15 protein-coding genes and 1 pseudogene are annotated in these 14,392 nt (G+C 29.5%); all 16 read left to right on the top strand.

Translation table 11 applies throughout. From position 1 onward, the window contains the following. Nucleotides 1–1,139, top strand: a pseudogene (locus tag ES676_RS14805) (hypothetical protein); the annotation flags it as partial. Between the two features lie 2 nt (nucleotides 1,140–1,141). Then, nucleotides 1,142–1,573, top strand: coding sequence for a hypothetical protein (locus ES676_RS14310; protein ID WP_148371009.1), 432 nt, complete (start codon nucleotides 1,142–1,144; stop codon nucleotides 1,571–1,573). Nucleotides 1,574–1,857: 284 nt separating this feature from the next. Further along, the gene (locus tag ES676_RS14305) at nucleotides 1,858–2,256 is read left to right on the top strand and encodes a hypothetical protein (RefSeq protein WP_148371008.1); all 399 of its coding nucleotides are present in this window, start codon (nucleotides 1,858–1,860) and stop codon (nucleotides 2,254–2,256) included. A 20-nt stretch (nucleotides 2,257–2,276) separates the two neighbouring features. Then, nucleotides 2,277–2,438 carry a hypothetical protein gene (locus ES676_RS14800; protein ID WP_170234470.1) on the top strand — a complete coding sequence of 54 codons (162 nt, stop codon included), beginning with the start codon at nucleotides 2,277–2,279 and terminating at the stop codon, nucleotides 2,436–2,438. Between the two features lie 49 nt (nucleotides 2,439–2,487). Beyond that, complete coding sequence (locus tag ES676_RS14300; RefSeq protein ID WP_148371007.1) at nucleotides 2,488–2,763, top strand: hypothetical protein; 276 nt, start codon at nucleotides 2,488–2,490, stop codon at nucleotides 2,761–2,763. Between the two features lie 52 nt (nucleotides 2,764–2,815). Continuing rightward, a complete protein-coding gene (locus ES676_RS14295) occupies nucleotides 2,816–3,433 on the top strand; it encodes a DUF6705 family protein (protein WP_148371006.1) in 618 nt (205 codons plus the stop codon). Nucleotides 3,434–3,822: 389 nt separating this feature from the next. Then, the gene (locus ES676_RS14795; protein ID WP_170234469.1) at nucleotides 3,823–3,984 is read left to right on the top strand and encodes a hypothetical protein; all 162 of its coding nucleotides are present in this window, start codon (nucleotides 3,823–3,825) and stop codon (nucleotides 3,982–3,984) included. Nucleotides 3,985–4,033: 49 nt separating this feature from the next. Beyond that, nucleotides 4,034–4,774, top strand: a complete 741-nt coding sequence (locus ES676_RS14290; RefSeq protein WP_170234468.1) for a GLPGLI family protein — start codon at nucleotides 4,034–4,036, stop codon at nucleotides 4,772–4,774. Nucleotides 4,775–4,799: 25 nt separating this feature from the next. Further along, nucleotides 4,800–7,475 carry a carboxypeptidase-like regulatory domain-containing protein gene (locus tag ES676_RS14285; protein WP_148371004.1) on the top strand — a complete coding sequence of 892 codons (2,676 nt, stop codon included), beginning with the start codon at nucleotides 4,800–4,802 and terminating at the stop codon, nucleotides 7,473–7,475. 767 nt (nucleotides 7,476–8,242) lie between these two features. Next, nucleotides 8,243–8,617: a hypothetical protein gene (locus ES676_RS14280; RefSeq protein WP_148371003.1), complete on the top strand. Its 375-nt coding sequence runs from the start codon at nucleotides 8,243–8,245 to the stop codon at nucleotides 8,615–8,617. 287 nt (nucleotides 8,618–8,904) lie between these two features. Continuing rightward, nucleotides 8,905–9,528: a DUF6705 family protein gene (locus ES676_RS14275; protein ID WP_148371002.1), complete on the top strand. Its 624-nt coding sequence runs from the start codon at nucleotides 8,905–8,907 to the stop codon at nucleotides 9,526–9,528. Between the two features lie 639 nt (nucleotides 9,529–10,167). Continuing rightward, nucleotides 10,168–10,767 (top strand): DUF6705 family protein, encoded by a 600-nt coding sequence (locus ES676_RS14270; RefSeq protein WP_148371001.1) that lies wholly within the window; start codon nucleotides 10,168–10,170, stop codon nucleotides 10,765–10,767. A gap of 136 nt (nucleotides 10,768–10,903) precedes the next feature. Beyond that, entirely contained in the window at nucleotides 10,904–11,323 is a 420-nt protein-coding gene (locus tag ES676_RS14265; RefSeq protein ID WP_148371000.1) for a hypothetical protein, read from the top strand. Nucleotides 11,324–11,520: 197 nt separating this feature from the next. Beyond that, the gene (locus tag ES676_RS14260) at nucleotides 11,521–12,153 is read left to right on the top strand and encodes a DUF6705 family protein (protein WP_148370999.1); all 633 of its coding nucleotides are present in this window, start codon (nucleotides 11,521–11,523) and stop codon (nucleotides 12,151–12,153) included. Between the two features lie 344 nt (nucleotides 12,154–12,497). Then, complete coding sequence (locus ES676_RS14255) at nucleotides 12,498–13,892, top strand: hypothetical protein (RefSeq protein WP_148370998.1); 1,395 nt, start codon at nucleotides 12,498–12,500, stop codon at nucleotides 13,890–13,892. A 12-nt stretch (nucleotides 13,893–13,904) separates the two neighbouring features. Beyond that, on the top strand, nucleotides 13,905–14,081 hold the full coding sequence (locus ES676_RS14790) for a hypothetical protein (protein WP_170234467.1): 177 nt from the start codon (nucleotides 13,905–13,907) through the stop codon (nucleotides 14,079–14,081). The last annotated feature ends 311 nt before the right edge of the window (nucleotides 14,082–14,392 follow it).

Genomic DNA, 14,392 nt, shown 5'->3' with positions numbered 1-14,392 from the left:
GTTCTGCAGGACACAACGGATCCGACAATTATGCTGACTGTACAGCTTATAACAGTGATAGAATGTACTATGGTTGTGGTTTTCCTGGAGGTGGAGGCTCAACTGGTGGTAGCACAGGAAATACGTCTCCAAACACCGGGGATACAAGCGGAAGCCAAACCAATAACGGGGGTAGTGGTGGTTCATCAAGCAATGGAGGTGTTACAACACCTACTATTCCTCAACCTTGGGAAAAAGTTGTTCTTTGTTTAAGTCAATTAGGCATAGGAGGTTCTCCAAATGGTTTTACCGCAGAAATGTCTGCTTGGTTGCAATCTCAAACTAAAGGTGTTGTTGGTCAAATTAGTTACTACATAGATAAGAATGAATGCTCCGAAACTGCTCAAGCTTTTGCTATTGAAGCTATAATTACTTTGATGAATGGAGGAGAAGTGGATTTTCCCAACAATGTTATATTAGATTCTACGTTCGTGAATAATGTGAAAGTGAGATGCACCTACCAACAAATTTCCAAAAATAAAAGAATTAAAAATCTTTTAGAAAATTTTATTGGAGAAGAAAGTGATTATGATTTAAAATTTCAAGTTGTACAAGATTTACAATGTAATAATGTTCTTGACCCAAGTGGTTGTTCCTATAATTATCTAGAAACAGATAATTTAGTAAATATTTCAATTGACCAAGACTATGTAAACAGTAACCAGACTCCTACGTTATTTATTGCAAGAACTATAATTCATGAAGCTATACATGCTAATTTATATTTAGCTCTTTTCAACTTGAATAACGGAAACACTATAAACTTACCAGATATTAATGATTTTGAAGCGATATATGAAGAGTATAGAGTTTATAAAGGATGGCAACATGAAGTTATGGCAAATCATTATATTGGCTTGGTATCACAAACTTTACAAGAAATACATCCCTTGTTAAATGATCAAACTTTTATAGATTCGTTAAATAATGATTATCCAGATATGACAATTGAGCAATTCTATACATGCATTGCTTATTTGGGATTAAATGGCACTGTTGGTCAAACTAATTATTTGAGTATTCCAGAGAATGCAATTAACTATAGTAATAGTTTTGAAGCTGCAAAAGTATATTCAACTAAAATACCTAATTGTAATTAAATATGAAAACTATATACATGCCAATTCTAGCAGTGTTTTTTGCATCATGTTTGAGTAAAGACACTAGATTAATAAGGAATGAAAATACTTATTATTTTTACTTTGATTCAAAGTTTCCAAATAATTCAATGAAAAAATATTATAGTTGGAAAAATGGACCTATAAAGTATTTGTATAAACTTGATACTGAAAATATAATTTTTACACCTAAAGATAGAGAAAATAGAAATAATCCTATAAGAGTAAAGATGTTAGCTAATGATACTATGAAACTTAATGTGAAACACATTAAATGGCTTAATAGTTTTAATAATATTCAGAGAGATTCAATATTTTTAAAAAAATCAAATAAGAAATATTATATTATTGAAAAAGACACTTTGGATAATCAATTGTATTTAATTGATGTTGTTTTTACACAAGAAATAGATTAAAAGCATTTTTTTCAAAAATAGTAGTCAGTATAATTCTAAAATTTATCAGTATCTCATCCTAAACTTGGATGAGATACTTGATTATTTGAATATTCCTGAAAACGCAATAAACTATAGTATTAGTTTTGAAACTGCAAAAGTAAACTCGACTAAAACACCTAATTGTAATTAATTATGAAAAGTAACATGCTACTGTTAATTGTATTTTTTGTTTTTCAAGGTTGTCAGTCACAAACCCAAAAAAAGATACTCTATATATACTTTTTGATGATAATATTGAAGGAATGAATAAACAAATTATTCCAAAAGAAAAACTAACAATAAAAGGAGGTATTCCTATAGACGACTCATATGTTTTTAAGATTCAAGAAAAAAAAGAAGGACTACTCTATGAGTTTGCATACAGATTTTCACACTTTAATTGGAGTAAAAACAAATCTATATTACCAAAGGATTATTCTCCATCTTTAATAATTACGACAGATTCAAGTTTCCTTAAAGGAAAAAAGGTTTTAACTAATGATTTTTTTAAAAACACATCTTATTCTAAAGTTTGTAAAACCTTTGAGAAAGAGGATAGTTGGGAACAAGATGTAGCTGTTTTTATTATAGATGTGGATGAAATTGAAAACGACACAATAGTATTTAGAGAAGTGAAATTCACTAGACCAGTTAAAGAATAAGTTTAGTATGTATGTTCTTTATGAGCATGACTAGTGCTAATAGAGTTTTACTAAAAGACGACCCCTTTCAGGAATGTCAAGATTTGGCAGATTTAGACTTTGAATTTCATCAAGATTATAACAGTGCAGCGGCAGTGTACAATAGTTGTGTAGATGATTTAATATCAGATATTGGTAATTAAACACTTTAAAACACACGGTACTGTAATGGTTACCGTGTGTATTTTTTATATGAAACAGTATTTATTATTTTTTGCCCTATTAATGGTTCAAGGTCATATAATGGCTCAACTTACAGAAGTTACTTATAAACGCGCTTTGCGTAGCGCTGATATTTCTTCAGAAATAAAAAATAAATATGGCGATTCGGGTATAAAGCTATTACAGGAACAAGAGAAGGCTTTAAACCAATTAAAGTATACGTTACTATTTACTAACACCGAAGCTTTGTTTTTTATCGATGCCGTGACATTAGGTTTAAAATCTGAAATTGATAACAACACCTAATTCAAATAGAACAGCTACATCAGAACGTTGTAATGAATTGAAAAAATAATAAATGAGAAATATAATTTTAATTGCCTTAATAGGAATAACATTTACTTGTAAGGCGCAAAATCCAATAATAAGTATCCATGATAAGAATGCAGAAATAACTACAGATTCCTATTTAAAAGATATTAATAACGACTTAGATAAATTCGTGGGAACTTGGCTTTATACCAATGGTACTACTTCTTTAACTATCAAGTTTGAAAAAAAGGAGCAAGTGTATAATGATGATTGGTATGAGGATTTATTAGTAGGAGAATATAAATATATTGAAAATGGAGTTCAAAAAGTTAATACGCTAATAGACTTTGATAATACAGACGATTTAGATAGTGTATACGACCACAGTTTATTAGGGAATTATACTATTTTAAAAAAAGAATTTCCAGGCTGTTCCAATTGTAGTCTTTTAGAAAAACGTGTAAGAATTTATTTTGAAGATCCCAACCCGAATTTAAGTTATCTCGTAGGAACAATGTATATGGGGCTTCGTCACATCAGTGAATTTGGTGTTGCCGATAAAATGCAAATAGATTTTGCTAAAAAAGGGTCTTCTATAATTCCAGTTGGTGCACCACAAGAGCCTAACTTGCCTTTTGGTAGATATGTGTTAATTAAACAATAAAGTATAACAAAGCTATAAATGACTTTACAAAGCCATTACGCAAGTAGTGGCTTTTTTAAATATTTAAAAGTGAGTTTTCACTCCAATTACGGTTTTTACCGTAACGAAAAGTGCAAATAAGTTGTAGTTTTCGATGAATGGTATAAAAAGGTATTGTGAGATTGTTATTATTATTATATGTTTGAAATGTATCTAACATATTTGTAACATTTAAGCCTATTTTCAAATATGTTAAAAACTAAAGAGTAATCTTTACATAGCGCTATTCTCAATTTACTTAATGGTAAATTTTAAGGCTTTTTTATTAACCGTCAGAAACCTGACTAAAAATTTAAAATATTAAAATTTTACAAAAAGTATTAGTATTAAGTTTAGTATGTATGTTCTTTATGAGCATGACTAGTGCTAATAGAGTTTTACTAAAAGACGACCCCTTTCAGGAATGTCAAGATTTGGCAGATTTAGACTTTGATTTTCATCAAGATTATAACAGTGCAGCGGCAGTGTACAATAGTTGCGTTGATGATTTAATATCAGGTATTGGTAATTAAACACTTTAAAACACACGGTACTGTAATGGTAACCGTGTGTATTTTTTATATGAAACAGTATTTATTATTTTTTGCCTTATTAATGGTTCAAGGTCATATAATGGCTCAAGTTACAGAAGTTACTTATAAACGCGCTTTGCGTAGCGCTGATATTTCTACAGAAATAAAAAACAAATATGGCGATTCGGGTATAAAGCTATTACAAGAACAAGAGAAGGCTTTAGACCAATTAAAGTATACGTTACTATTTAATAACACCGAAGCTTTGTTTTTTATCGATGCCGTGACATTAGGTTTAAAATCTGAAATTGATAACAACAGCTACTGGCAGTTAGTAAAGCGAGAAAAAGAAAATAAATACTATTATAATAGACCAAATAAACAACTAACCTATCAAACTTTGTTTTTTGGAGAAGCTTTAAATATTATAAGCAGTCCAAACGAGCTAGAGTGGAAGATTACTACAGAAAGTAAATCAATAGGTGGTTTTTTATGTTATCGGGCCGTATTAAGAAAAGGTCATAATTTATTGGGATTTGGCGAAGAAAGTACTATCGAAGCTTGGTTTACACCACAGATTCCGGTACCCTACGGGCCAAAACAACTTGAAGGATTGCCGGGTTTAATTATGGAAGCACAATTGGCGACAGCAACCTATTATGTATCGAAGATAAACAGTAAAACTACGGCTAAAATAAGTCCTTTAGAAAAAAGAAATGAAATTACAAGAACGCAACAAGTTAATGCTTTGTTAGAGTTTAAAAGAGATGTTTTAAACAGAGGGAAATAAAACAATATTAAAAATTAAAGAGTATATGTTAAAAACATATGGTTTTATTATAGTCTTGTGTTTTTACTCTGCTATAGTATGCGCTCAAAACATCACGCTTTCTGGTGTTGTTAATGACAGTTTAAGTACGCCATTGGAGTATGCTAATATTTTGGCTATTCCCAATCATAATAGCGATATTCGGTATGCGGTAAGTAACGAGAAAGGTACGTATAAATTAGAGCTAGAGCGTAATCAAACGTATTCTATAACTGTAAGTCACTTAGGCTATGTGTCGCAAGAATTAAGTTTTAAAACTTCCCATTTAAATAGCACTAAAAATTTCCGACTTAAAATTAATAATAATGAGTTAGGTGAGGTTACCATAAATTATACGCCACCCATATCTGTTAAAAAAGATACTATTGTATATCGTATAGATAAATTTGTAACTGGAGAAGAACGAAAACTTAAGGATGTTTTAAAAAAGCTACCGGGTGTAGAAGTCGATAAATTAGGTAATGTTAGTGTACGTGGTAAAAAAGTGACTCGTGTTTTAGTCGAGAATAAAACCTTTTTTACAGGAAGTAGTAAAATGGCTGTTAATAATATTCCCGCAGATGTTGTCGATGAAATTGAAGTTTTAGATAATTATAATGAAGTTGCTATGCTTAAAGGCTTGCAGGACAGCGAAAATGTAGCGATGAATATTAAGCTAAAAGAAAATAAAAAGCAATTTGCATTTGGTGATATAGAAGCTGGCGGCAGTATTAAAAAGAAGTATGTTATACATCCTACTTTATTTTATTACAGCCCTAAAACAACCATTAATACTATTATAGATCTTAATAATACTGGCGTAAAAAGTTTTACGTTTAGAGATTATTTAGAGTTTGAGGGCGGTTTGAGTTCATTAATAAATTCTACTGGAAGTTATAGTGCGTTATACCAAAGTGATGTTGGGCACTATTTAAAACATCAAGATTTTACAGAGAGAACCAGTCAGTTTGGAGCTATGAGTGTTAGGCAGTCTCTTTCCGAATATTTAGATATTAGTGGTTATGTTATTACTAGTAAGGCGAAAACAAGTACAAAAAACAATACTGAAAATCAGTACAATTTTAGTATGCCCTTTGTAGAGTATCGTGAAACGAATCAGCAACTAAAGGAGTTTTTTACTATCGGAAAACTAAAAATGGATTATAAGCCTAGCTTAGAGGAAGATTTTACGTATTCTAGTGTCGTTAAGCTAACAGATAATACAAGTAGCGAATTGGTGACTACACAGAGTACAAATTCCAATAATACTATCAATGGGTTTCACGATGTATTAGATCTTCAATTAACACAAAATATTCAATACACACGCAAATTATCGAAAAAACATATAGCAACTTTAGAGGCTACTTATGCTTTTGCAAATGATAAACCATTTACCAATTGGAGAACTAATCAGAAAATTTTACAAGGTTTAATTCCGCTCCAAGACGATAATTATTATAGTATTTTACAATCAAAGAAGGTAAAGACCCATACCGCAGATGCTATTTTTAAAGACTATTGGAGTTTAAATTCTTTTAATCATCTTTATAGCAGTATTGGGGTTAATACTGTGTTTAGTCATTTTAAAAATGAAGACGTACAGCAGTTAACTAGTGGCGCAATAAACAATTTTGATAGTGCAGGTTTTGGAAACGATTTTAACTATAGTTTTATAAATACTTTTTTGGGCGTAGAGTATAAGTTTCTAGTGAATAATTTAACTGTTAAACCAGCTTTATTTTATCATTTTTATAATTGGAGTAGTATTGGAGCATTAGAGCGTTTTACTAGAACGAAAAACTTACTTTTACCTCAATTAACTGCTAAGTTAGATCTAAAATCTAAAGGGAAATTTAATTTTAGTTATAAGTTAAATGCTGTTTTCCCAGAAGTAAATAATTTAGCATATAATTTTATACTGTCTCGTTTTAATAGCGTTTTCAAAGGGAATCCGGAGTTAGAAAACACATTGTATCATACGGTAAGTTTAAGGTATCATAAATTTAGTTTATATAGAAAACTAAACGTGTATGCCGGTATCTCTTTAAATAAGAGAATAGAAAGTAATAAGCTAATTTCTCAATTAGAGGGGATCGAGCAATTTAATACAATTATGGGGTTTAAGGATGCCGAGCGCTCTTGGTTATTTGATTTCGGGGTTGAAAAAAAGCTTGGTAGTATTAAATATAAGCTTAAAAGTAAATATAATTATTTTGAGTATTTCCAAATTGTAAACGCCATTACAAGTAAAAACACATCTCAGTTCACCACAATAAAAGTCAGTGCTGAGACTGCTTTTAAAAATTACCCTAACATAGAAATAGGTTATAGTAAAGCGTTTAATCATTACAACACGTATGGTGTCGTTTCTAAATATGAAAATGATGGGCTCTTTACGTCTTTAGAATATGATTTTTTAAATGGGTTTATTTTTAATGCAGACTATAGCGGAGATCACTACCGCAATATAAATCAGAAATCTACAACGCGTTTTTATTCTGCAAATGCCTCTTTATTTTATCAGTTAAGCGAAAGTCCGTGGGGTTTTGAAGTTAGTGGTACTAATCTTTTTAATACGCCCTATAAACAAAGTAACAATGCTACTTCTTTTGTAACTTCTGATAGTAAGACTTTTATTCTACCTCGAATCATCCTCTTTAAAATTGCTTATAAGCTATAATTGCAAGCTGCAAAAAGGAGTGTAGCGGCATCCTTTTGCGTTTGGCAAAAGATATAGCGGAAGGCCTGGTTTTTGCTTTTTCGCAAAAATGTGCCCAAAACATAAGCTGTTGCTTGTCTTTTACAAAAATATTTTATGTTTCCCAGAGGCGTATTTTTCACTAAACACTAATTAAAAAATAGCAGTTAAGAGTTAAATATAAAGTTTGTTTCTTTTTTGCTATTTTCTTATATTTTAAACTATTGAATGAACAAACAAACTAAAAGCCATTACACAAGTAGTGGCTTTTTTTAATATTTAAAAGTGAGTTTTCACTCCAATTACGGTTTTTACCGTAATGAAAAGCGCAAATAAGTTGTAGTTTTCGATGAATGGTACAAAAAGGTATTGTGAGATTGTTATTATTTTTATACACTTAGTTTTAATAATAAAAATCAATAATTTTTAAAACTAACCAAACGATTGAAAAAAAGAAAATGTAAACAGTATTTAAAACTAGTAATGTTGCTCTTCGGGGTTACATTGGTATTATCTAGCTGCCAAAAAGATGATGATTTTACACGGAGTTCACAAACAGAAAATAGTCTAAACCCAAAGTTTAAAATATCTAAGATTAATAAAAAAAGAATTGAGGACAACGAACTAATAATAAAAAAACTTAATAGACTTAATGAAAGTATTAATAAAGGAAAAATAATTTCGAGAAATCGAACAACATATTCAAACTGTAACTACTTTTTATGCTAACAACCCTAATTGCTAATAATATGAAAAATTTATACTTTATTTTTTTGTTCGCTTTCTTTAATTCATCTTCTCAAAATGATGCAAAAATTATTTTTCTGTTTGAAAAGGAGAAAGATATTTTAGTCAGTAATCAAATCGAAGACATATATAAAATAGATGGAAAACATACTTTTAAATTCATTAGAGGTAAACATGAGAAAGTAGAAGTAAATTATAGTTCATTAAAAGAAAAGGTTATTACTTATGATGAATTTATTAGACAAAATAAAGATAAAAAATACCCGGAGTTATTTACTCATTATTCCTTTTATATTTTAATGAAACAAAAGGACTCTACTGCTTGTTTAATTCAAGTTGAAAAGTTTTGGATGGTTGAGGATAAAATTATTGATTAAGAAGCATTGCGCGCAACACAGTATATAAAAAACAGCAGTTAATTAACCATAAAGTTTGTTTCTTTTCTGCTATTCTCTTATATTTTTAAAGTATTAGGAAAGTAGCAGTTTAAAAGCCATTACGCAAGTAGTGGCTTTTTTTGTGTGCAAAATTTGCGGTTTCACTCCAATTACGGTTTTTACCGTAATGAAAAGCGCAAATAAGTTGTAGTTTTCGATGAATGGTACAAAAAAGGATTGCGGTTTTGGCGGGATAATATCATATTAGCATAACAATTTAAATAATTATGAAAACTAAAATATTAATAACAGTTTTATTCTTTACAGGGGTATTCAATATAATAAATGCTCAAGAAACTATAAAAACATTAGGTGTTGATGGTTTTCCTGAAGCCACAGATACTGGAGATATTTACTATAAAGACGTAAACAATTATTTTACAAATTTTTTAGGTGAGTGGTTGTATGATGATGGTACAACTTATTTTAAAGTGACTTTTATAAAAATGGAACGCGTAAGAATGGGGCCTACAAATACTTATCATGATAAATTAGGATGTGAATATTTATTAAAAATTAACGGTATCACTATGTACGATACTTATGGAGCAAACAGTAATATAAATACTAGTAGTATTGCAAATCACATTGTAGGAACAGGTGTTTATGATTATAGACCAAATAAAATTGATTTAACTTATAGAGAACCACCACTTAATGGAGGTTGTCACAGATACGCTAGCGGTAATTTGTTGCTAGAATATACTCCGATTTTAGGAAGTGCAGACGAATTAATATGGACAAGAACCAACAACCAATTATATGGGGATACCACAGAGTGTAATGATGGTACACAAATGGACACTTCCGAATTTTTAATTCCTGCAACTATGGTGTTAGTTAAACAATAAAGTGTAATATAGCTATAAAGCCATTACGCAAGTAGTGGCTTTTTTTTGTGTGCAAAATTTGCGTTTCACTCCAATTACTGTTTTTACAGTAATGAAAAGTACAAATAAGTTGTAGTTTTCGATGAATGGTACAAAAAGGTATTGTGAGATTGTTATTATTATTATATACTTGGTTTTTAATAGTTAAAATTAAATAATTATTTAAACAATCTATTTAATGGCGGTTCTTCAACTATAGTAACGCCAACAAAAAATAGATCAGATGGGAATAAAGTACAACAAATCCTAAATGGGGAATTACCAATAAGTGAATTAGGCTGTAATTAAAAATTTTAAATTATGATATCATCAAGAATTAAATTATTATATTTTATAAGTATTATATTATCACTAGTCTTGTTGATTTTACCTGCTAATTATAAAAGTGCTGTATATACACCTAGTATTTTAGGTTATATATGGCTTTTGTTGTTCCCGATTATTTTAACCTGTTATCTCTACTTGATGTAAAAGACTAAAAGAATAAGGAAAAAGAAGATAAAAGAGAGTATTATATTTTTTGTTTTTGTTCTAATTACTGTATCAGTATGGATTTATCAAGCATATGGAGCGGGAAATATATAATTAAAAAAGAAAAAGATGAAAAACACAATATTTATACTTATAATTTTATTAGCCTTAAGTTGTAAAGCTCAAATTAATTCTTCCAATCAAGGTTTAGAGATTCCAATCGAACAACACTTTAATATCCTTAACAGTAATATCGAAAATGGTATTCCAGATGGAGCTTATCTTAAAGATGTAAATAACTTGTTTAATGATTATCTGGGTGTGTGGCAAGGAACCGTTAATAACGAAGCAATTGAGTTTTTAATCTATAAAGTCGTTTATAACTCATCAATTAGACCGCTTACAATTGATAAGCTATACATAAAATACAAAATAACAGAGGCTAATGGTAATGTAGTAATTGAGACATCCAGTCTTCAAAATGAAGATGGTTTAATAATAAAAGGGAATTATTTTGGTCATGATGATAGCTATTATGTATTAGATTATTCAGGAGAACACTATTCTTGTGGACAAATGGGAACAATTTTTGTTAAATTGATTAACAATAATACTCAAATTCGAGTACATTATAATCCTAATACAGATAGTTTAGATGTTAACAATTGTCCGAATGGAGAGTCTGTTTCACAGGTTTTAGTTCCAGAGTTTATTTTAACCAAACAATAATTATAATAATAATTTAATAGATTATTTTACAAATCCATTACGCAAGTAGTGGCTATAATCTTGATTTAATGTTATTAGCAATTTAGAAAGTCAATAAAAGAATTAATAAAACAATCAAGAATTTAAGAAAATACATATGAAAAACAGTATCTATTTTATATTAATATTATTAGTTGGGTGTAAATCAGTTGAACAAAAAACGGTTAAAAACGAATTGACTTTGTCTACTGTTAATTACAATAAAATTAAAAATGATAGTCAGATAATTAGCGATCTATACTTAACAATTCAGGATTCAATTGAGATAAAAAAAATCAGGAAATTATTAGACAACTATTTTGAGAATAACAAAAGAGATGATTTAATAACCGTTTTAGAAATTTATCGCGTGTTTGGTGATGAGGTTCAAGTTTTGGCTAAAGATAGTCTCGATAAAGACAATTTTTTAAAAATTGAGTCATACGAAGATTTAAAAAAGTTAAAAGAGAGTCTGTCGAAAACTATAATATTAAATCGCGTTAATGATACCATTATAACGCAGATTAATAAAGACTAATTAGTGGGTTTAGGCCATTTGATTAATAATAGAAATCAAGCATTTTAATTTCAATAGAGAGATTATAAACAGTTAAATACACGAATATAACGTGTAAACCAATAAGTTGAAAGTCGCAGAGTAATTGGTCTAAAATAATACCTAATTCGAATAGAACAGTTAAATCAGTACCTTCTAATGAATTGAAAAAACAAAAGATGAGAATTTTAATTTTAATTGCAATTACTATTTTAACATTTTTGTTGTGTAAAGCACAACAACCTGTTATTGCCTTATTTAATGGGTCCGATTATTTAGAAACTGAAAATGCTTACTATAAAGATACAGATGGTGATCTTGCTAAACTTATAGGCACTTGGCAATATACTAATGGTAATGAAAGTTTAAAAATCATTTTAAAAATGAAAAGTCAAAATTTAACAGAGTTTACAATACCAAATTTTAGTTGTTATGAAGACATACTATATGGGGAATTTAAATATATTAACCAGAACGGTCTTCAAATAATAAATTCAACAAACCAAATAGATTTAAATCAAGACCCATATGAACATTCTATATACGGAGGCTACTTAATAGACAATAATGATTTGCCAACTTGTAATGATTGTGGAGATAATGAAAGAAGAGTAAAAGTTGTTGTTAAAGACCCTTTAAGACCTTATTTTGATTATGATATGATAATAAGACATTTTCCTGGAGAGGCATTATTTGATATTCCAGAGCAAATAATAATAAAAATAAAAAGAAGTGCTACAGCAATTGTTCCAGAAGGACAACCAGATAATGATAGAATTACTTTTGATGAAATAACTTTAAATAAACAATAAAAATTTTACATAAAAAAAGACTATTAGAACCTAACTTATAATTTGCTTCTTGTTTGATATCTGCGGATTAAAAGCAGAATATTACACAAATAATTCTATTAGTTAACACTATTGAAATAATAAAAAAAATCAAAAGCCATTACGATTACGCAAGTAGTGGCTTTTTTAAATATTTAAAAGTGAGTTTTCACACCAATTACGGTTTTTACCGTAACGAAAAGTGCAAATAAGTTGTAGTTTTCGATGAATGGTACAAAAAGGTGTTGTGAGATTGTTATTATTATTATTATTATAAATTTAGTTTTGATAGCTAAAATCACTAATTTTTAAGACCAACCAAACTAATGAAAAAAAGAAAATGTAAACAGTATTTAAAACTAGTAATGTTGCTCTTTGGGGCTACATTTGTGTTATCTAGTTGCCAAAAAGATGATGTCGATTATTTGGACAATCAGGCAGACCTCGAAAAAACATCTAAGTATGCAATAGAAACCTTAACACATAAACAAGTACAATCTAATGAGACCGTTTTTAAAGAATTACAAAAATTAGCACCAAAACTTAAAAATGGATCTGGCAACAGGTTAAATAGAGAAATTTATAATAGCGATTATGGGTTTACTATTAACACAGACTTTGTTAAGTATATTGAAGATACCCAAAATGGTAATCACTCTTATAGTTTTCCTATAAAAAGAGATAGTGTTTTAAGTAATAATATAGAAAATTTATTGCTGCACTCAAATACAGAAAATGGTTACGACGCGTATATAGTGCAATACGATTTCACTGCAAGCGAATATACAAATCTGGATGAGGGCATTATAAATAGTCGTAATACTATACTTTTACCTATCGATTTTGACACTTCGGTATTTAACAACGGAGAATTATCTAAAATGGTTTATGGTTGCGTAGAGACTTGGGAATGGAGCGATGGCGTACCCCACAATGGTCAAGTTCACGGCGCCGATTGCGCTTGTAATCCAAGTCAAGGTTGGGTGCTTACAAGTATTTCTTGTGGAAACTACGATGACGGTGCTAGTGGTGGCGGGAATGGGATACCTACAAGCCCAGGCACTTCAGATGGTGGTAGTGGCGGGGATTCTAGCGGAACCACATACGATAATGGTTTTGATCCGACAGATCCAAATAATCACGGTAATAGTGGTAATCTTCCTATATTGGCGGCGCCAGCGATTGTAACGCAATCGCAAATGCTAGATCTGCTTCTTGGTAATGCTAGTTACGTATTCGATAATTCATTGAGTGATGAAGAGACTATGAATTTTAGTTCTATTTCTGAACTTCAAGCTTTTTTAAATAACTTTGAAAATTCTTTTATAAATGACGAATTTCAAGTGGAGAACAATCCCGACGGGACTAAATTAACCAAATTTAAAGGTACATTCCAGAACGGTCTGATTTTTCCAGTTTCCATAAATGTCCACGTAACAAGTGTTTTAGAGAATCCTCTTTCTATAGAAAGTGAATTTCAGGTATTAGAAGTAGTTTCTTTTGATTCTGGTTATACTCCTTTTGCTGATTGGGAGCAAGCCTCTTATGAATATTCTTCAAATGGAAATGTCACAACAGTAAATATTAGTGGATATTTCGATTTTGGAATAGCTATAGAGGGCTTCGATATTGTTTCTTTTAAAGAGCAGTGGGAAGTTAAAGTTAAATATAATAATCAAACAGGGGTGCCTAATCCTCCAATTTCAGTAACAAAACTTTAAAAAATTAATAGTATGAATCAAGAATTAGAAGTGACAAGTATAGGTTTAATTGTTTCTCAAATAGTGGCTTTTGTTTTAGTAATTTGTGTAATATATTTTATTCACAAAATTTATAAATTGTTAAAAACTTACTTAAATTTAAAAATAGAATATTTAAAAAATAAAAAAATGAATTACACTAAAAATTAACAACAACCAAGTATATAATAAATGGTAGTTAAGAATATTGGTTTATTTCAGACTCTAATTGCTTCTTTCGTTTTAACACAAACTATTGCAAACATAATTCTATTAGTTTACACTATTGAAAGAACAAAAAAAATTAAAAGCCATTATGCAAGTAGTGGCTTTTTTTTGTGTGCAAAATTTGCGTTTTCACTCCAATTACTGTTTTTACAGTAATGAAAAGTACAAATAAGTTGTAGTTTTCGATGAATGGTACAAAAAAGGATTGCGGTTTTGGCGGGATAATATCATATTAGCATAACAATTTAAATAAT

Source organism: Bizionia saleffrena, from assembly GCF_008086175.1.
GTDB lineage: Bacteria > Bacteroidota > Bacteroidia > Flavobacteriales > Flavobacteriaceae > Bizionia > Bizionia saleffrena.
This window is presented reverse-complemented; position numbering and strand designations above follow the sequence as displayed.